Annotated in this window: 17 protein-coding genes; 7 read left to right on the top strand and 10 right to left on the bottom strand. The window is 49.4% G+C overall.

Annotated features, from left to right (window positions below; genetic code table 11):
- Window positions 1-38: 38 nt before the first annotated feature.
- The 4 genes from OGV77_RS24070 to pepT form a co-directional block, all read right to left on the bottom strand.
- Window positions 39-284: a hypothetical protein gene (locus OGV77_RS24070; protein ID WP_043015321.1), complete on the bottom strand. Its 246-nt coding sequence runs from the start codon at window positions 282-284 to the stop codon at window positions 39-41.
- 91 nt (window positions 285-375) lie between these two features.
- Window positions 376-1,011 carry a DUF2913 family protein gene (locus OGV77_RS24075; RefSeq protein WP_043015320.1) on the bottom strand — a complete coding sequence of 212 codons (636 nt, stop codon included), beginning with the start codon at window positions 1,009-1,011 and terminating at the stop codon, window positions 376-378.
- A gap of 298 nt (window positions 1,012-1,309) precedes the next feature.
- The gene (dcuC, locus tag OGV77_RS24080) at window positions 1,310-2,671 is read right to left on the bottom strand and encodes a C4-dicarboxylate transporter DcuC (RefSeq protein ID WP_043015319.1); all 1,362 of its coding nucleotides are present in this window, start codon (window positions 2,669-2,671) and stop codon (window positions 1,310-1,312) included.
- On the bottom strand, window positions 2,668-3,924 hold the full coding sequence (gene pepT / locus OGV77_RS24085) for a peptidase T (RefSeq protein WP_047413179.1): 1,257 nt from the start codon (window positions 3,922-3,924) through the stop codon (window positions 2,668-2,670). The genes dcuC and pepT overlap by 4 nt, the downstream gene beginning before the upstream one ends.
- 1,312 nt (window positions 3,925-5,236) lie before the next feature.
- Here pepT and OGV77_RS24090 point away from each other — a divergent pair.
- Window positions 5,237-5,494 (top strand): YjhX family toxin, encoded by a 258-nt coding sequence (locus tag OGV77_RS24090; protein ID WP_003021255.1) that lies wholly within the window; start codon window positions 5,237-5,239, stop codon window positions 5,492-5,494.
- Window positions 5,495-5,504: 10 nt separating this feature from the next.
- Window positions 5,505-6,251: an SAM-dependent methyltransferase gene (locus tag OGV77_RS24095; RefSeq protein WP_087051674.1), complete on the top strand. Its 747-nt coding sequence runs from the start codon at window positions 5,505-5,507 to the stop codon at window positions 6,249-6,251.
- A gap of 48 nt (window positions 6,252-6,299) precedes the next feature.
- Here the strand turns inward: OGV77_RS24095 and OGV77_RS24100 are convergent, their stop codons facing one another.
- The 4 genes from OGV77_RS24100 to OGV77_RS24115 form a co-directional block, all read right to left on the bottom strand.
- Entirely contained in the window at window positions 6,300-6,863 is a 564-nt protein-coding gene (locus OGV77_RS24100; protein ID WP_043015316.1) for a DJ-1/PfpI family protein, read from the bottom strand.
- Between the two features lie 244 nt (window positions 6,864-7,107).
- Window positions 7,108-7,698, bottom strand: coding sequence for a YiiX/YebB-like N1pC/P60 family cysteine hydrolase (locus tag OGV77_RS24105; protein ID WP_051642623.1), 591 nt, complete (start codon window positions 7,696-7,698; stop codon window positions 7,108-7,110).
- Window positions 7,699-7,874: 176 nt separating this feature from the next.
- A complete protein-coding gene (locus OGV77_RS24110) occupies window positions 7,875-9,263 on the bottom strand; it encodes an APC family permease (protein ID WP_047413195.1) in 1,389 nt (462 codons plus the stop codon).
- A gap of 343 nt (window positions 9,264-9,606) precedes the next feature.
- Window positions 9,607-11,025, bottom strand: coding sequence for a glutamine synthetase family protein (locus OGV77_RS24115; protein WP_087051675.1), 1,419 nt, complete (start codon window positions 11,023-11,025; stop codon window positions 9,607-9,609).
- Window positions 11,026-11,237: 212 nt separating this feature from the next.
- On the opposite strand from OGV77_RS24115, the gene puuD reads away from it, so the two are divergent.
- The 4 genes from puuD to OGV77_RS24135 all read left to right on the top strand — a co-directional run bounded on the left by puuD (window position 11,238) and on the right by OGV77_RS24135 (window position 15,494).
- On the top strand, window positions 11,238-12,002 hold the full coding sequence (gene puuD, locus OGV77_RS24120; RefSeq protein WP_043015313.1) for a gamma-glutamyl-gamma-aminobutyrate hydrolase: 765 nt from the start codon (window positions 11,238-11,240) through the stop codon (window positions 12,000-12,002).
- Window positions 12,003-12,027: 25 nt separating this feature from the next.
- Window positions 12,028-12,585 carry an HTH-type transcriptional regulator PuuR gene (puuR, locus tag OGV77_RS24125; protein ID WP_047413199.1) on the top strand — a complete coding sequence of 186 codons (558 nt, stop codon included), beginning with the start codon at window positions 12,028-12,030 and terminating at the stop codon, window positions 12,583-12,585.
- A gap of 138 nt (window positions 12,586-12,723) precedes the next feature.
- A complete protein-coding gene (gene puuC / locus OGV77_RS24130) occupies window positions 12,724-14,211 on the top strand; it encodes an aldehyde dehydrogenase PuuC (RefSeq protein WP_087051676.1) in 1,488 nt (495 codons plus the stop codon).
- Between the two features lie 2 nt (window positions 14,212-14,213).
- Window positions 14,214-15,494, top strand: a complete 1,281-nt coding sequence (locus OGV77_RS24135) for an NAD(P)/FAD-dependent oxidoreductase (protein ID WP_087051677.1) — start codon at window positions 14,214-14,216, stop codon at window positions 15,492-15,494.
- A 155-nt stretch (window positions 15,495-15,649) separates the two neighbouring features.
- Here the strand turns inward: OGV77_RS24135 and OGV77_RS24140 are convergent, their stop codons facing one another.
- Together OGV77_RS24140 and pdxR are read right to left on the bottom strand one after the other, a co-directional pair.
- Window positions 15,650-16,363: a GNAT family N-acetyltransferase gene (locus tag OGV77_RS24140; protein WP_075145099.1), complete on the bottom strand. Its 714-nt coding sequence runs from the start codon at window positions 16,361-16,363 to the stop codon at window positions 15,650-15,652.
- 190 nt (window positions 16,364-16,553) lie between these two features.
- Complete coding sequence (gene pdxR / locus OGV77_RS24145; protein ID WP_043015310.1) at window positions 16,554-18,023, bottom strand: MocR-like pyridoxine biosynthesis transcription factor PdxR; 1,470 nt, start codon at window positions 18,021-18,023, stop codon at window positions 16,554-16,556.
- Window positions 18,024-18,149: 126 nt separating this feature from the next.
- Here pdxR and OGV77_RS24150 point away from each other — a divergent pair, with 126 nt between their 5' ends.
- Window positions 18,150-18,599 (top strand): GNAT family N-acetyltransferase, encoded by a 450-nt coding sequence (locus OGV77_RS24150; RefSeq protein WP_087051678.1) that lies wholly within the window; start codon window positions 18,150-18,152, stop codon window positions 18,597-18,599.
- Window positions 18,600-18,604 lie beyond the last annotated feature (5 nt).

Genomic DNA, 18,604 nt, shown 5'->3' on the forward strand with positions numbered 1-18,604 from the left:
ACAAGCCATTGAGAATAGCTGAGTTGGCGTTATCTGACTTAAACCAGGCAGCGAATATAGACGGTAACCTCTGCCTGTCTATCGCCCGGAACCCGCACCCAGGACAACGAATCAACGGTGATTGGCGCCATTTCATTTTCTAAGCGTAATAAAGGCGTACTGCCATCTGGCGTACCTGTGCTTTCCGCTATCTCGAGAACGCCCCGAAAAGAAATGGATACGTTGTCTGGAATATTAGACAACCTAATCCATTCACTGCCGATCGCTAACTTTCGCGTAAACATTCGCTATCCTTGGCGCGTGGTTTATATCCGATACATTGATATGTAGAACAATACATTGTTCGAATTATCAGCACACTGCTCAGTTCGTCAGTTAAGCATTACTTACCTGAAGAAAATGGAAGTGGTAAAACTCATTCGATATGTGCTTTACAAATTCAACTGCGAGGTTATGTTTGATGAAAGTTAACTTTGCAAACTCAACATCACCATACACCCGGATACAGAAGGGGTTAACAATCTCTCCCTGAATGCCAAAGCACTCCTGGAGTCTGGTGTCATCCATAAAAATAAAATTACCGTCTCTTACCTTAATTTTTTCATGCAGATCTCGCCATTTTTCCGGCGTAAGCAAAAAGCTTTCCCAGCCATTATTTCTCAATACCTCGATCGTATGAGTAAACTTAAAATAGTCGTTTTGCATTGTTACATCACCACTCGAAGTCGAGTACAGGTATTCTATTTTAAATTTAAGCTGTGCATTGAGGCTTTTTTTCTTTCCTTCATCAATTAACCACTGAAGCTCATTGACGATACTCCTTGAAAAGAGTTTTCTTTTTTTAGCGATGGCCAGCCAATGCATAATAAAAAGATGTTCTGACATTTTAGAGTTAATCTTACGATCCTGTGTTGCGATACCGATTGCAACTAATGCACTCCAGGTAAACGCTTCCAGGTCATCCTGATAATGGTGACGTAACGTACTAACTTTCCCTGAATCTTTTACCACTGAAACCTACCCAAATAAATCATTGTTGCATGTCGACCTTGCATTATTCCATTTAAAAAACTACTACAACTAAAAACCTCAAAATATGATCCAGATTAATTTATCTCAATGTAAAATAAGAGACCTGAAACACATTATCTTTATTAATCATTAATAGTTGAAAGGTTGACCGCAAATAATAAGAATAGCTCAATAAAGCTGAAAGCTAATAATAATTACCAGCAATCAATGCAACAACATATCAAACCAGAAAACCTCCAGATTCAATGAATCGGAGGTTTGCCTGTGCCTGCAATTGTTAATAGAAAATACCGATGATCAGAGTATGAGTAACAAAACCTACGATCAACGGCACGGCGGTCCGTTTCACCACATCAAATGGGGTTATTTTGGCTCCGCTGGAAACGGCAATCACCACGCCGGATACCGGTGAAATTGCCCGTCCCATATGCGATGCCTGCTGCATCGGCAGGATCATGGCAACAGCATTAGCCCCCATGCTGGCGGCGATTTGCGGGATGAGCTCAACAAAGGCGAGGAATGGCGCATTTCCCGAGCCCATAATGATAGCCGCGGCCAGCGTCACCAACGCAAATACCACCGCCATGGCAAACGGTGGTAACCCCACGTGTTCAGCCATCAGTATAAGTTGGTCGATAGCACCGATAACCTTAATGCCATGAGCAAAAACCCCCGCCGCCACCAACAGTCCAACCACGCCAGTAAACGCAGTGCCCATTCCCTTAAGGAAATGGCTGAATCCTTCGCATACCGACTTTAAATCACGCACCCGCAGCCACTCGATCAGCATACAAATTGCCATTGAAATGAGGACAATGGTGATAATATTCAGGTTAATACCGCTGACGAACATCTCGGATGATCCCACTGCCATCAGAATTGGTAGCATCGGAAGCAGCGCGTAAAATGCCGGAGCTTTTCCTGAGTCAGTCACCTCAGCGCTACCGATTTCCCGTGGTAACGTCCCCGCTTTACGGTCACAATGTCGCTGCCAAAAAAAATGGCAAACGCCGACGACCAGAACCGTTGCCAGCGCGGCGGGTCCCTGGTGGTAGACAACATATTCCACCACATCCATATTGACCGCTTTAGAGCCCCGGATAGCATCGATTGCCGTCGGGGTGTAAGCCACGCCAAGCGAAGTGGCAATAACCCCGGCAGCCGAAGCCGCAGAAAGCCCTAATCCCAGCATAATGGGGAACATCGTCCCCATCAGCAATACGGCAAGCCCGGTTGCTGAAGGAATGGCCAACTGCAGGAGGCTGGCGAGCAGGTAGGAGAAAAAGAGCAGCACATAGGGTGAACGCAGCGTCCGTAAGGGTTTCGTGACGACGCGCACGACCGCTTCATTTGCCCCGATGTGGTCCATGTAATGCGCAAATCCCATTAACGCCATGATCATCAGGCCGAGATCGGCGGCACGGGTGCTGAAGAGATCGCGCATCACCTCGAAAGGATCAAGGAAGGAAATCCCCGTACTGGCAACGCCCTTCGGTAATACCGTCCCCCATCCGGTTAACGCGGTGCAAATCATCAGAACTAAGCCCGCAATAAATAGCACAGGTTCAGCGCGATAACCTTTCAGAATCAGACGCGCCACCATCACGATAACCAGAAGCGCGATTAACACCTGAATCATGGCTGAGCTCTCCGCTGCGAGAACTCAGTATACGTTTCCTCAATGACCGCCACCACGACATCGCTGGCAGCCCGTAAGGAACGCACCGGCAGATACTCATAAATTGAATGGAAGTTATGAGCACCGGTAAAAATATTTGGGCACGGCAATCCTTTTTGCGACAGAACCGCGCCATCATACCCGCCACGCATAGCGACAGGGGCTGGGGTAATGCCACATTTCTGATAAGCGCGTAATGCAATATCAATCGGATAGCGCGCATCACCCTGCAGGCTATTAAACACATTCTGATAGCGATCGGCTAAATGACAGACCACGCTGTTTTCTCCCCACAGCGCACAGGTGCTTACGGCAAGCTGACGGATAAACGCCATTCGCGCCTTATAACCTTCTTCACTGAAGTCGCGGATATCCAGCTTAAGGACCGTACGGGCGCTGTTACCCTGTAGCTGTTTTACCCAGTAATAACCTTCGCGCCCTTCCGTATACTCAGGCGCTTCTCCCCCTGGTAGCATCGCAATAAACTTATGCGCCATCAGCAGTGAGTTCTTGAGCTTACCTTTGGCCGACATCGGGTGTGCGGACTGCCCGGTAAAGATGATTTCCGCATCACCTGCATTCCAGTTTTCGTAAACAAACTCACCGATACCGCAGCAGTCCAGGGTATAGCCAAAATCAGCACCAAATGCCGCAACATCAAACGCTTTTGCGCCACGCAGGCCCTGTTCCTCGTCCGGGACAAAACCGACTTTCACCGGCCCATGTTTAATCTCCGGATGCGTAATCAGATACTCCAGGGCATTCATAATTGCGGCGATGGCGGCTTTATCGTCTGCTCCTAACAGACTGGTTCCATCCGTTACCAACAGGTCATCACCGATATAATTTTTCAGTTCTGGAAATTCACTTTCGCGCAGGTAAATATTCAGCTCTTTATTCAGGCATAAATCCCCCCCGCGATAATGCAGACGCTGTGCTTTGGTGTCTGCGGTCTGTTCCGCACTGGTATCCAGATGACCAAAAAAGGAGACCACCGGGATCGCGTCATCGGTATTGCCAGGTAAGGTTGCCGTCACAATAGCGGTATCCCTGACCTCAATGTTTTCCATTCCTAATGCTTCAAGTTCTGCTGCAAGCAGTTTTGCCAGTTCCATTTGACCTGGGGAAGAAGGCATTATCCCATTAGCGCCGTTTTCCCTTGATGTCGTGGTATTGATTTTCGTGTAGTTTATAAAGCGTTCAACAATATCCATTCCAGGTGATCCTTAATGTATCATTTAAGAGGTACTGCGAGAGAAGACCAGCATGCAGCGCGGGTTGATGAATCTGAAAACCGAATAAAATCAGCGTTCATCCCAGAACGCTGATTTTATGGGCACTACGACAACGATTTATATAAAGGAAGATAAAAAGGCCAGTGGTTGTACCTGTGATTAAAAACTCCTTTCTGATTGATGAAATCATATTCCCTGTCTGTTTTTACTGCTATTTCCCATGGTGTTGAGCTAACAGAAGTCATAAATATTATCCGTATACCTAAGAGATAATAGAAATCATTTAGATTCCTGTATTCTGCACCGGTATAAGACGTACCATCGCTATATTTTTTTAATGAACGAATACTGTTACAGCTACATGCAACCGTTTGCACTTCTCTACAAATAGCCAGTTAGCGCACTAAAATCCGTGAACAAAATCACAATTACCTCAAAATCACGCTTTTCTCATTATCATGAAAAACAGTTAGTTATAAGAGAAATCAAATAATACCCCTATAAATTAAGGTGGATTAATACTATTCACAATGGAATATGTTCATAGTGGTACTATTTCAATATTACAAAACCCGTTGAACAAAGATCTCACAAGACATTATTAAAAAGGCTCCAACAACAATATTAATATTTTATTCAAAGTGCTTAACAAATTTATCCACATACAAAAAAAACCTCTCCCCTGAGAAGAGATTCAGGGCAGAGGTAATACGGGTGTTAAGGACATATTTATAGTTTTAATGATAACAGAAGAGCTTCTTGCAGGATCGAGTATACACACTTAGCAACATTAAGAAAATTCTTAAAACAATGAAATTAAAAATTTAATTTAAAACCACTTTTATAATCAAGAAGTATTTATCAAAGCAAAAAAGCAAGCAACAGAAAACTTTAATCGCATTAATCAATGATGTCATAATAATTAAACAGCAACGCTGCGTGGCTAACGATGACGATATTTACGATGTTCAAATATTAAATTATATTGATACATCAACGCATTTTCACATAACAAGAATTAAAAAGTCGTTAAATAAGCAAAATACACTTTTTCGTTACTGATCACACTTCTTCCACAGGGAGATTCCCCCTGCTGTTCCTTGCTGGTATGATTCAGCAGGTAAATACCTTCTAACTCAACCCGAGGCTTTGATGCTGGAGAATGTAATCATCTGATAATCAGCTTCCCGACCTTTTCAGGCCGGACTGGTTATCAATGCGCCGAAATCGAATGCGGACACCGCTGTGTGTTTGCACGTTTTGCACATGATGATTAAACAGGTTTTCCAGTATGAATTTATCCCGTCAGGAACAACGTACCTTACACGTTCTCGCCAAAGGTGGTCGTATTGCTCACGTCCGCGATGCCTCAGGCCGCGTCACTTCCGTCGAATGCTATAGCCGCGAAGGATTGCTTCTCTGCGACTGCACACTCGACGTATTCAAAAAGCTCAGAACCAAAAAGCTGATCAAATCCGTCAATGGTCAGCCCTACCGTATCAATACTACCGGGCTGAACAACGTTCGCGCCCAACTGGATAATCGCTAAGGAGAGAGAAATGGATATCCCGAAGATTTTTACAATCAGCGAAAGCGCACATCGCATTCATAATCCGTTCACCGCGCAGAAATACGCCACGTTAGGTCAGGCTTTGCGAATGGCCTCAGGCACCCGCATCCTGGACCTTGGCAGCGGATCGGGTGAGATGTTGTGCACCTGGGCACGCGATCATAATATTTCCGGCGTAGGTCTCGATATGAGCATGCTGTTCAGTGAGCAAGCCACTCTACGAGCCAAAGAATTGGGCGTCACTGAGCGCGTGCGTTTTATTCATGCCGATGCAACAGGTTATATCGCTGAAGAAAAATTCGATATTGCCGCCTGCGTTGGCGCAACCTGGATTGCAGGCGGCGTTGCCGGAACGGTCAGACAGCTGGAACAAAGTCTCAAACCCGGCGGGATCATACTCATCGGCGAATCATACTGGCGTCAGATGCCCGCAACGGAGGAGATTGCCCAGACTTGCGGCGCGACGTCAGTGACTGATTTCCTCTCTCTGCCGGAACTCGTTTCGTCTTTCGACCAGCTCGGTTATGACGTGGTTGAAATGGTACTGGCTGACCAGGAGGGTTGGGACAGATACGAGGCGGCAAAATGGTTAACGATGCGCCGGTGGCTGGAGGCAAATCCGAACGATGACTTTGCCCCGGAAGTCAGAGAACAACTGAGAGGTTCACCAGCACGCCACGTTGCATTCACCCGTGAATACATTGGCTGGGGCGTGTTCGCACTTATGCAGAGGTAATAGGTAAAGTCGGTATAGCCAGGCAGGTTGTACCGACTTTCTCATGGCTTACTTCATTAATACTTCAACAAATTTAGCCAGCCATTGCGGATGCGCGGGCCATGCCGGCGCGGTAATCAGATTGCCATCAACGTGGGCCTGGTCAATACCGATGTCTGCGTAATGTCCACCGCTCAGACGAACCTCTGGCGCACAGGCCGGATAGGCGCTACAGGTCCGATTTTCTAACACCCCCGCCGCCGCTAACAGCTGAGGCCCATGACAAACCGCGGCGATAGGTTTACCGGCTGCGTTGAAATCTTGCACCAGCTTGATGACATCCGGATTCAATCGGAGATATTCCGGAGCACGTCCGCCAGGGATCAGCAGCGCGTCGTAATCTGCGGCCCGCGCCTCGGCAAAATTCGCATTCAACGTAAAACGATGCCCGGGCTTTTCACTGTAGGTCTGCGCCCCATCAAAATCATGAATAGCGGTTTGAACGTAGTCACCCTGGCTTTTATCCGGACAGACAGCATCAACACGATGGCCCAGCATTTGCAGTGCCTGAAAAGGCACCATCGTTTCATAATCTTCGACATAATCTCCGACCAGCATCAGTATCTTCTTCATTCACATCCCCCGCTCTCGATTATTAATGATGAGAAATAACGGCCATCTTTACTATAGCCCACGCATTTCACGGCATTAATAAAGACAACAGAACACGCCGTAACCGACGTCAGAAAGTAGTTATCCTTGTCCCTCCATCAGATACAGGCATGTGATGATTCACCGCCGGCTGAACCCATTTTAATCTCTATAATGATGCCGTGATTGCACCAGTATTAAATACTATTCTGAATAATGGCGGCCTTTACAATATTCTATTTATCAAAGAAATATGAGAATCCTGCCATACATCCTCAGGGCTAATAAATCCTTTCGGATTATATGCAATGCTAATTCCGGCATTGTTGAAGCAAGCGTAGACGAGTTCGGAGCAGATGTATTCCCTGTCCTTTTTCGATTTTCCCTTCCCAAGTGCTATCCTCGCAAGGATGCGTGCTATTTCTTCTTTATCATATGGACGGGTTAGTTCATTAAGACCAAAAGCGGCTACTTGCTCAACGGCAGACTTAGACAACGCATCATACCTGGCGAGAACAACCCGGCCTTTGTAAGGTTTCCCAATATCATCATAATCTGATAAGTATTTTGATAATGGAGCAAGCCGTACCCCCATATCTTCCACGCTTTCCAGGAGCAACACCCGATCTATTTGCGGTAAAACAAAAACAATCCCCACATGGCTCCATGGTGAATCAGTCATCTTTTCAATTGCTTTTGATACCAGGTAGTCTCCGGAGGCGAAAAAAAGGTCACCTGATTTTAACGTTTCACGCAACGTGGCATAATTAACCACTTTCATCGCTTTGACTTGTGCTAAATCAATATGATTTGGCATGTGAACCTCGAACAGAAAAAGGATGGCATTAAAAGTTTATCCAACCTGCTGCTATATCTCTCTACGACGAAATAACGATACCGGATCTCTTTTTACGGCCGAGGGCGCCCTTGACGGCACGCCCTGTTGTTAATACCCGAAATAGCAATGTGGTTCGTCGTCTGATTTATTCCCCATCACTCCCAGGCCCGCTCAGATTTCGCGGCATCAAACTGCGGCGGCGGCTTACGAAAACGTCCGGTCAGCCAGGCAAGGTACACCAGCCCAACGCCGGCCCATACCAGTCCCAGCGTCAACGATGTCACCTCCAGATTCACCCACAGTACGGCAACGGTGGCGGCACCGACCATCGGCAATACCAGATAGTGCAACTTCTCTTGCCAGGTATGCTTGCGTCCTTCACGACGCCAGAAGTGGTTAAACACGGAGAGATTAACGAACGTAAAGGCCACCAGCGCGCCAAAATTAATCAGCGCCGTAGCGGTCACCAAATCAAAAAACAGGGCCGACAGCGCCACAATCCCGACCATAATGACGTTCAGCGCGGGTGTACGCCATTTCGGATGAACATAGCCAAAGTACTTCTCCGGGAAGACATTATCGCGGCCCATCACGTACAGCAGACGCGAAACACTGGCATGCGACGCCAGACCTGACGCCAGCGTATTCACAAAGGTGGTACACAGGAAAATTGACTGGAATAGTTTACCGCCGACGTACAACGCAATCTCCGGCAGCGCCGCATCCGGGTCTTTAAATCGGCTAATATCTGGAAAGAACAACTGCATAAAGAACGAAGCGGCAATGAAGATCAGTCCGCCGTACAGCGCGGTGAGGAAAATAGCTTTTGGGATGGTACGTGCGGCATCCGGCGTCTCTTCAGAGAGCGTCGTTACCGCATCAAAACCGAGAAACGAGAAACAGACAATGGTCGCCCCGGTGATAATCGGGATCAAATGCGCATTCTGGCTGATAAACGGTTGCAGCGACCAGACGGTCCCTACCCCCTCGCCTTTATGCAGCCCCTGTACCACGAGGAAAATGAACACCACGATTATCGCCACCTGTACCAGGACAAACAGCGCATTAAAGTTCGCCACCAGGTTAACGCTTTTCAAATTGGCCGCGGTGAGGATCGCCACGAACATCACTACCCAAATCCATGGCGCAACCCCCGGGAACAACGCGGAAAGGTAAATTTTCGCCAGTAGGACGTTAATCATCGGCAGGAAAAGATAGTCAAGCAGTGACGACCAGCCGACCATAAACCCCACATGCGGATTAATCGCTTTTTGCGCGTAGGTATAGGCCGAACCGGCTTGTGGAAACTGGCGCACCAGCTTTCCATAACTGATGGCGGTAAACAGTACTCCCGCCAGGGCCAGCAGATAAGAGGCCGGAACATGGCCGTTGCTGATACCCGAAACAATGCCAAAGGTGTCAAACACCGTCATCGGTGTGAGATAGGCCAGCCCCATCACCACCACCTGCCACAGCTTCAGGGATTTTCGCAGCTGTGCTTTGCCCGGCTGGGCAGCATGATCCGCAGAAGGATTAGTCGACATAGCTTTCCTCCCCGCGACGAGCCCTGATCTGCGTTCGAAACGTGGGTACAGCAGACCTGGGTCGTGTCGGGGAGGAGAGCCATAAGAAAGGCGTCAATGTTGCACCGCACAGGAGCGGTCCGTACTTACTGCGGGAGCCATGGATGCTCACGCGGGGCTGTTTTTTAAACATAGGCATCATCACATTTCCTCGTCACAAACTCTGTCGGTTATCTGAAGACCCGTTGTCGCCCGCGCTCCATTACGCGACATCCGGGAAATGGCAGGTGATCCTGCAATTTTTACGGGCTGGCTCCGCTCAGCCCGCATGATGCAACTTCTTTATTAATGGCCTGTACAACGGTCAGGCGTTTTTCAGCATCCACTCAATTTCGGTGTCGGTTATCAGGCGTTCAAACTGGATCAGCTCATCGTTTTTACAGGCATGATACACATGGCTAAAACGCTCCCCGAGCAATTCACGCAGATTGTCATTTTGCATGAACTCCCACAGCGCATCGCTCTGGCGGATAGGAAACGGCAGCCCTTCCTGCTCCAGTCCGTTGCCTTCCACCTCATCCTGCAACGGCAGTTCGTTATCCAGACCGTGGAGGATCCCCGCCAGAATGGTCGACATCACCAGGTACGGGTTAGCATCCGCCCCCGCCACGCGATATTCAACCCGATGGTTATCACGATCGCCGCAGGGAATACGCAGCGCCACCGTACGGTTGTTGTGCCCCCAGGAAGCCTGGGTCGGAACATACATCCCCGGCTGGAAACGGCGATAAGAGTTCACGTTCGGCGCCAGCAACGCCATTGACGCGGGCATCAGATCAATCATCCCGGCAAGCGCACGCTTAAGTAATGCGGAATCATCGCCATTCGCATCTGCCAGCACGTTCTCGCCTTTGTTATTCATAATGCTGATGTGGATATGCATCCCGCTACCGGCATGCTCCTCATAAGGCTTTGCCATAAACGTGGCATGCATCTTGTGTTTTTCTGCCACCAGCCGTACCAGGCGTTTCAGCGCCAGCGCGTCGTCGCAGGCGTCGAGTACGTTATCGGTATGGTAGAGATTGATTTCAAACTGCCCCGGGGAGGCTTCAGCTACCGCGCCGTCTGCCGGGATCAGCTGCAAACGGGCCAGTTCATCGATATCGTTGAGCACATCTGCAAAGTGGTGCAGGTTATCAACAGAGTAAACCTGACTTTGGGTATTACGATCGTCCGTTCCCGGCGCGCACGGCGGCTGCAGATAACCTTCGGGATCGCGCTTACGATCGAGTAAATAGAACTCCAGCTCTACCGCTACGACGGGGAACAGACCGCGCTGGCGTAGTTTCTGCCAGAGTCGGTTAAGTACGTTCCGCGGCTCAACGTCAAAGGGAGCGCCATCTTCATCCAGCATCGTCAGCATCATCTGCGCAATAAACTCCGGATCGGCGGCCGAAGGGGTTAACGTGCCGGCCACCGGAACACAGGTCCGATCCGGTTCGCCAAGCTCCTGGCCTAATCCCGCCTCTTCGACCACATTGCCAAGAATATCCATCGCGAAAACGGATGCCGGGAAATAGCAGCCTTTCTCTAATTTATGTAATCCTGCAACCGGAAGGCGCTTACCGCGAAAACAGCCATTAAGGTCGGTTAACAGCACATCCACATACTGCGTATTGGGATACCGTTCCAGATACTGTTTAACTTCACGCGCAAACGCGCTACTTCGTCTCTCTTCAGAATGCTGAACAAAATTCTCAACTTCTACGATATTGGTTTCCATGATTCACCGCCGTTGGCCTGGTAAGCTGTTCTGTGATTTGACTGTTAAATATAATGTCCACTCTTCGACTCTGGATGCAAATAAATTGTTTGTCAAATGTTAAATTAAGTTTGCTAGAAGGTTATTCCGCTGCTAGATTGAGAAAATAATGAACGGAATGGCGCAACAAGGAACCGTTTGGCAATAATTTATTCCAAAACGTGAGGTCGATCATGGGCAATATATTTGACAAGCCAGTTATTGGTGTCGTGATGTGCAGGAACAGGCTTAAGGGTCACCAGACCCAGACTCTGCAAGAAAAGTACCTGAATGCGGTATTAAATGCCGGTGGATTACCGATAGCGCTTCCCCATGCGCTCGCGGAACCCGAATTGCTAAACGCACTGTTACCGAAACTGGATGGTATCTTCCTGCCAGGAAGCCCAAGCAATGTGCAGCCGCACCTCTATGGTGAAAATGGCGATGAGTCTGACGCCGATCCCGGGCGTGATCTTCTGAGCATGGCGCTAATTACCGCCGGGCTCGAAAGGCGCATTCCCATTTTCGCCATCTGCCGGGGCTTACAGGAATTAGTTGTCGCCACTGGCGGGACTCTGTATCGTCGCCTGTGCGATCACTCACAGTTCCTGGAACATCGTGAAGATGCAGAACTCCCGGTGGAGCAGCAATATGCGCCATCTCATGAAGTTCAGGTTCAACAGGGAGGATTGCTATCTCAGTTAATACCAGGTTGCAGCACGTTTTGGGTTAACTCCCTGCATGGTCAGGGCGCAAAAACACTTGGCCCGCAGCTGCGCGTGGAAGCACGCTCGCAGGATGGATTAGTGGAAGCTGCCAGCGTCCATGACCATCCTTTCGCGCTCGGCGTGCAGTGGCACCCGGAATGGAACAGTAGCGAATACGCCCTGTCGCGTTTGTTACTTGAAGGTTTTATCACCGCTTGTCAGAACCACCTCGCTGAAAAACAGCGACTCTGACCACTACTGTTAAGGAAATGCAATTATGAGCGATGACGGCCTGGCGCCGGGTAAACGTTTGTCAGAGATCCGCCAGCAATTGGGTCTTTCGCAGCGTCGTGCCGCCGAACTGTCTGGGTTAACGCATAGCGCCATCAGCACCATAGAGCAGGATAAAGTCAGTCCTGCCATCAGTACGCTGCAAAAGCTATTGAAAGTATATGGGCTGTCGCTCTCCGAGTTCTTCGCGGAACCGGAAAAGCCTGACGAACCGCAGGTGGTTATCAATCAGGAAGATTTGATTGAGATCGGGAGTCAGGGAGTATCCATGAAGCTGGTACACAACGGAAATCCGAATCGTACGCTGGCAATGATGTTTGAAACCTATCAGCCAGGCACGACAACCGGGGAGAGAATTAAACACCAGGGTGAAGAGATTGGCACAATACTGGAAGGTGAAGTGATACTGACCGTCAATGGTCAAACGTATCCTCTGGTTGCAGGACAAAGTTATGCCATAAACACCGGCATACCTCATAGTTTCAGCAACACCTCGGCAGGGATCTGCCGCATCATCAGTGCCCACACTCCCACCACTTTCTAATAAGTAGCGGCCTGAGTTTCTCAGGCCTTCTTAAGTAACGCGCATTAACAGGGTACATCCCTGGGGCATCGTGCAGCCTGATTTTGCCTGAAAAAGAACAGCAACGAACTTTATCTTATTGATATAAAAGGAGTAGCTATGAACTTTCAGAATCTTAAATATTGGCGTGAGAAAGCCAGCCATTATTCGCCGGAAACCCGTTTATTTATTAACGGCGAATATTGTACCGCCGCTGATAACGAAACCTTTATTACGCTGGATCCGGCAGGACAACGTCCACTGGCTAAAGTCTCCCGCGGTAAAAAAGCGGATGTGGACCGCGCGGTCACCGCAGCCCGTACCGTATTTGAACGCGGGGACTGGTCGCAAGCCTCACCCACGGAGCGCAAAGCGGTACTGCACAAACTCGCCGATTTAATGGAGCAGCATCACGAGGAACTGGCGCTACTGGAAACGCTCGATACCGGTAAACCGATTCGCCATAGCCTGCGTGATGATATTCCAGGCGCCGCACGTGCCATCCGTTGGTACGCCGAGGCGATAGATAAAGTCTATGGCGAAGTTGCCACCACCTCGGTGAACGATCTGGCGCTGATTGTGCGCGAACCGGTGGGCGTGATTGCGGCTATCGTCCCGTGGAATTTTCCCCTGCTGCTGGCCTGCTGGAAACTTGGCCCGGCACTGGCTGCGGGCAATAGCGTGATCCTCAAACCTTCCGAAAAATCACCGCTGACCGCCATTCGCCTTGCTGCGCTGGCTAAAAAAGCGGGTTTGCCCGATGGCGTTCTCAGCGTTGTTAGCGGATATGGTCACGAAGCGGGCCAGGCGTTGTCGCTGCATCCGGATGTTGATGTGATCACCTTTACCGGCTCGACCCGCACCGGCAAGCAACTGCTCAAAGACGCGGGCGACAGCAATATGAAACGCGTCTGGCTGGAGGCCGGAGGTAAAAGCGCCAACATCGTGTTTGCCGATTGTCCGAATCTACCGAAAGCCGCCGCGAATGCTGCGGCAGGTATCTTCTATAACCAGGGTCAGGTCTGTATCGCCGGTACGCGTCTGCTGCTGGAAGAGAGTATTGCCGATGAGTTCATCGCGCTGCTGAAAGAGCAGGCGAAAAACTGGCAGCCCGGCAACCCACTGGATCCGGAAACCACGATGGGCACGCTTATCGACAACGCGCATGCCGACACCGTGCACGGTTTTATTCGCGACGGTGAAGCGCAAGGCACGCTGGCGCTGGATGGCCGCAGCCACGTACATCCGGCGGCTATCGGCCCGACTATTTTTGTCGATACCGCGCCGCAAACCCACGTCAGCCGCGATGAGATCTTCGGTCCGGTACTGGTCGTTACCCGTTTTAGCAGCGAAGCCGAAGCCCTTAAGCTGGCTAACGACAGTGACTACGGCCTGGGCGCTGCGGTCTGGACCCGCGATTTGTCGCGCGCCCACCGTATGAGCCGGCGCCTGAAGGCCGGTTCGGTCTTCGTGAATAACTACAACGACGGTGATATGACCGTGCCGTTCGGCGGCTATAAGCAAAGCGGTAACGGACGCGATAAATCCCTGCATGCGCTGGAAAAATTTAGCGAACTGAAAACCATCTGGATCTCCCTGGAGTCTTAATCATGACTGAACATACCAGCAGTTATTACGCCGCAAGCGCCAATCAGTACGAACCGTTTCCCACCCTCAGCGAATCGGTGAGCTGTGATGTTTGCGTCGTGGGCGGTGGCTATACCGGCCTCTCCTCAGCCCTGCACTTAGCCGAGATGGGTTACGACGTGGTATTACTGGAATCCGCGCGGATTGGCTTTGGGGCCAGCGGGCGCAACGGCGGTCAGTTGGTGAACTCCTACAGTCGCGATATCGACGTCATCGAAAGCACCTACGGCCCGGATGCTGCCAAAATGCTTGGCAGCATGATGTTTGAAGGCGGCAATATCATCTGCGAACGCATCAAGCGTTATCAGATCGAATGCGATTATCGTCCCGGTGGGCTGTTTGTGGCGCTGAACCACAAACAGATGGAAACGCTGGAAGAACAGAAGTCGAACTGGGAACGCTACGGCAACACGCAGCTTGAGCTATTAGACAGCAGTGAAATTCGCCGCGAAGTCAGCAGCGATCGTTATGTCGGCGCGCTGCTTGACCACAGCGGTGGCCATATTCATCCGCTGAACCTGGCGATTGGCGAAGCTAACGCCATTCGTCTGAACGGCGGGCGCGTCTTTGAACAGTCGCCGGTTACCCGAATTCAGCACACCAGCCCGGCGGTGGTCAGCACGGAAAAAGGTCAGGTGACGGCACGCTTTGTGATCGTCGCGGGCAATGCCTACCTCGGTGACAAACTGGAGCCTGCGCTGGCAAAAAGCAGCATGCCGTGCGGCACGCAGGTGTTAACCACCGAACCGCTGTCTGCGGAGATGGCGCGCTCGCTAATCCCGAAAAACTACTGTGTGGAAGATTGTAACTACCTGCTGGATTACTACCGTCTGACCGGCGATAACCGCCTGCTGTACGGCGGTGGCGTAGTCTACGGCGCTCGCGATCCGGACGATATTGAGCGTCTGGTGATGCCGAAACTGCTGAAGACCTTCCCGCAATTGCAAGGGGTAAAAATTGATTACCGCTGGACCGGTAATTTCCTGTTAACGCTGTCTCGCATGCCGCAGTTCGGGCGTCTTGATACCAACATCTACTATATGCAGGGCTACAGCGGTCACGGCGTGACCTGTACCCACCTGGCAGGACGGCTGATTTCGGAACTGCTGCGCGGGGACGCCGAGCGCTTTGACGCGTTCGCCAAACTGCCGCACTACCCGTTCCCTGGAGGCCGCAGCCTGCGCATTCCGTTTACCGCCATGGGGGCGGCATACTACAGCTTACGCGATCGCCTTGGGGTTTAAGTTCTTCCGCGATAAACCCGACGCACAGGGCGGTCCCCCCTGTGCGTTTTTTTATTCCTGGGAAGCGAAAAACAGTGGCGATTTTTGTGCGCTTCACTGACCCTGGCCAGCGTGATCTTCACCGCCAAAATCACCCCGTTTATTCGGGGAGCCTTTTATCCCCTTTCCATCAGTTCCCCAAGACGTTTAATCTGCCGTCCCTGGCTATCGAAATTACCCTCATCGAGCCACAAATCGTAGGCAGGACGGAGTATCGGGTACTCGCCGTCAATGATTGAGTACCATGCGGTATCACGATTTCGTCCGCGGGTAACGATAGCCTGCCGAAATATACCTTCAAAACTGAAGCCAAAGCGCTCTGCCGCCCTACGGGAAGGCGCATTGAGGGCATCACATTTCCATTCAAAACGGCGATAGCCCAGATCCTCAAAAACGTACTTTAAAAGCAAGGATATGACTTCCGTTGAAATTCGCGTGCGCTTCATGCGAACGGAGTAAGAAACATGCCCTACCTCAATCACACCATTTGCGGGATCAATACGCATCAGTGCAAACGTACCAACAGGCTTCATACTGACTAAATCGATCACAGCAAAATGCATTGGATCTGTCTGTTCTTCCATCTTTTTTACATAAACCAGGAAGACATCAAATGTTTCAAAAGGCCCAACTGGCAGATATGTCCAGTCACGATTATCGCTTGCTTCGCCGTACGCTTCATAAAGATCCTTTGCATGGCGTTCGGCGTTAATACGTTCAAGCTTGCAATAGCGACCTGCCATTTGCTGAACCAGTGGAAAGGGAGCACCTTTCCAGTCAGACAAAGACTGACCTACGGGTTGATGGAATTGATTAAAGCTGCCCGACATATCCACACCTCTTACAAAACAGGACTAAACCCGCGCAGAATATGATCAAACCAACCCGACCAAAAGAACCACAATGCGTGTTTTTTACGGATCCACAGTATTTCATTGTGCAAAAAACAGACATCATATTTTAGGCGTAGTCAAAAAAGCGCACGACAGCATTAATGATAAGAGCCGAATACACTATAATTTAAATAACCTGAGCCAGACGGCGTATTCCATCAATAATTGCTTCAGAAGGATGATTAGCAAAACCAATCAAAATTCCCTGTCGCGAGACATCTCCCTGATAATAACGACTCAGTGATAGTATCCCCATTCCGAGAGCTCTGGCTTTCTCCTCGACTTCATTTCCGGTCAATCCGTTTTGAAGCCAGCACACAATATGAACCCCAGAGTCCGAAGGTTGGACAATCATTTTATCAGCCAGATATTGGTGAATGGCGTTGACCAGCACAGTTCTTCTTTCATAACACGCCTTGCGAATTCGACGCACATGGCTGGCATAATGTCCATCCCCAATAAAATTGGCCATCACTGCCTGCTCAAGATAGCTGGTACCGAGATCGGTAAAATATTTCGTCACCATAATCTGTTCTTGTAAGCCTGGCGGGACAACTAAAAAACCTAAACGAAACTCTGGATACATCATTTTAGAAAACGTTCCGGCATAAATTACCCGTTGGTTCTGATCTAATCCCTGCAATGCTTGTAAAGAACGATCGGCATAACGGAATTCACTATTATAATCATCTTCAAATATCCATGCCCGGTTAGACCTCGCCCATTCCAGCAACTCAAAACGCCGGGAGAAACTTAACGTTCCACTTAAAGGGTATTGATCCGACGGAACAACGTAGGCGAGCTTAGCGTCAGGAAAATGATCAATACCATAGCGGACGTTCATTCCTTCGCTATCTACCGGTACCGGCCTCACCATTGCGCCAACAGACATAAAAGCCCCTCGGGCGCCTTTGTAACCCGGGTCATCCAGCCAAACCTCACTTCCTGTCGACAGCAGCGCTCGTGCAGTGATGTTCAATGCCTGTTGAATACCATTTACGATGATTATCTGTTCTTCGTTACAGTTCACTCCACGCGTTGTTTTAATGTAGTGGCAAACTGCTTTTCTCAAAGGAAGGTATCCGCAAGGATGGGTGTGAGCCCCCAGTTGATGTCGGGATTGTCTCCAGACCCGTTGCAGCAACTTGCCCCATAATGCATGCGGGAAGAGATCCGTACAGCCAACGCCAACCGCGAATAGGCGGTTCATGCCGCGCCCTTCATACTCATTTGACCATAAATCGTGAACAGGATTATCTCGGCTGTGAACCTGTTCATCAGGCGCGACGACGCCCCCCGACTGCACATTTGGGTAGCTATTGCTGATACTCCGATCCGGAATATTGTGTGCGACATACGTTCCAGACCCTTTGCGGGTCAGGATATACCCTTCATCTAATAGCCGGTCATAACCGGCAATCACTGAGTTTCGTGAAATTGACATCATCTCGGACAACGCCCGGGTTGAAGGCATCTTCGTTCCTGCTGGTAATCGGCCTGCAAGAATGTGATCACGAAGAGTGTGGTAGACTTGTTCTTTCACGACACCTTTTCCTAAAACAAATCCTTGAAATAAAGGTGCATTATTTTTTTTCATTGTATTAACCTTTACGCTAAAAGTGGATCCTATCAATAGATGAAAAGTGTCTCTTTACGATAATTTATAAAAACCTTAGGATCATCATCCTAACACATTATTCTTATAAAATATCAGGAGAGATATATGAACAACAAAAACAGTATTACTATTGAAGCCGCAAAACAGCAAGACTACGTCAACTGGCTTCCTTTATGGATAAATTACCAAACATTTTATCGTACTAAAATTTCAGATGAAGTAACAAAATTAACATGGGAGCGTTTCCTTACGCCGAGTGAACCTCTTTATTGTGCTGTCGCGAAATATGATGGCAAAATAGTGGGTCTGGTGCATTATATCTTTCACCGCTCAACCTGGGCAGAATCAAATTATTGCTATCTCGAAGATCTATTTGTTAGTGAAGAGGTTCGTGGTCAACATATCGGGAAACAACTTATCGAGTATGTTCAACAGCAAGCACAGAATCACCACGCATCAAGATTATACTGGCACACGCATGAAACTAACCTGCGTGGACAACGACTGTATGACTGGGTTGCCAAAAAGAGCGGGATGATCGAATATCGTATGTGAGGAAA

This window comes from Citrobacter sp. Ce129, assembly GCF_030334545.1.
Classification (GTDB): domain Bacteria; phylum Pseudomonadota; class Gammaproteobacteria; order Enterobacterales; family Enterobacteriaceae; genus Citrobacter; species Citrobacter europaeus.

What these genes read in the sequence shown, in the direction of transcription:
- OGV77_RS24070 (WP_043015321.1), bottom strand. Translation starts at nt 284, where the DNA reads ATGTTTACGCGAAAGTTAGCGATCGGCAGTGAATGGATTAGGTTGTCT.
- dcuC (WP_043015319.1), bottom strand. Translation starts at nt 2,671, where the DNA reads ATGATTCAGGTGTTAATCGCGCTTCTGGTTATCGTGATGGTGGCGCGT.
- pepT (WP_047413179.1), bottom strand. Translation starts at nt 3,924, where the DNA reads ATGGATATTGTTGAACGCTTTATAAACTACACGAAAATCAATACCACG.
- OGV77_RS24090 (WP_003021255.1), top strand. Translation starts at nt 5,237, where the DNA reads ATGAATTTATCCCGTCAGGAACAACGTACCTTACACGTTCTCGCCAAA.
- OGV77_RS24095 (WP_087051674.1), top strand. Translation starts at nt 5,505, where the DNA reads ATGGATATCCCGAAGATTTTTACAATCAGCGAAAGCGCACATCGCATT.
- OGV77_RS24100 (WP_043015316.1), bottom strand. Translation starts at nt 6,863, where the DNA reads ATGAAGAAGATACTGATGCTGGTCGGAGATTATGTCGAAGATTATGAA.
- OGV77_RS24105 (WP_051642623.1), bottom strand. Translation starts at nt 7,698, where the DNA reads ATGCCAAATCATATTGATTTAGCACAAGTCAAAGCGATGAAAGTGGTT.
- OGV77_RS24110 (WP_047413195.1), bottom strand. Translation starts at nt 9,263, where the DNA reads ATGTCGACTAATCCTTCTGCGGATCATGCTGCCCAGCCGGGCAAAGCA.
- OGV77_RS24115 (WP_087051675.1), bottom strand. Translation starts at nt 11,025, where the DNA reads ATGGAAACCAATATCGTAGAAGTTGAGAATTTTGTTCAGCATTCTGAA.
- puuD (WP_043015313.1), top strand. Translation starts at nt 11,238, where the DNA reads ATGGGCAATATATTTGACAAGCCAGTTATTGGTGTCGTGATGTGCAGG.
- puuR (WP_047413199.1), top strand. Translation starts at nt 12,028, where the DNA reads ATGAGCGATGACGGCCTGGCGCCGGGTAAACGTTTGTCAGAGATCCGC.
- puuC (WP_087051676.1), top strand. Translation starts at nt 12,724, where the DNA reads ATGAACTTTCAGAATCTTAAATATTGGCGTGAGAAAGCCAGCCATTAT.
- OGV77_RS24135 (WP_087051677.1), top strand. Translation starts at nt 14,214, where the DNA reads ATGACTGAACATACCAGCAGTTATTACGCCGCAAGCGCCAATCAGTAC.
- OGV77_RS24140 (WP_075145099.1), bottom strand. Translation starts at nt 16,363, where the DNA reads ATGTCGGGCAGCTTTAATCAATTCCATCAACCCGTAGGTCAGTCTTTG.
- pdxR (WP_043015310.1), bottom strand. Translation starts at nt 18,023, where the DNA reads ATGAAAAAAAATAATGCACCTTTATTTCAAGGATTTGTTTTAGGAAAA.
- OGV77_RS24150 (WP_087051678.1), top strand. Translation starts at nt 18,150, where the DNA reads ATGAACAACAAAAACAGTATTACTATTGAAGCCGCAAAACAGCAAGAC.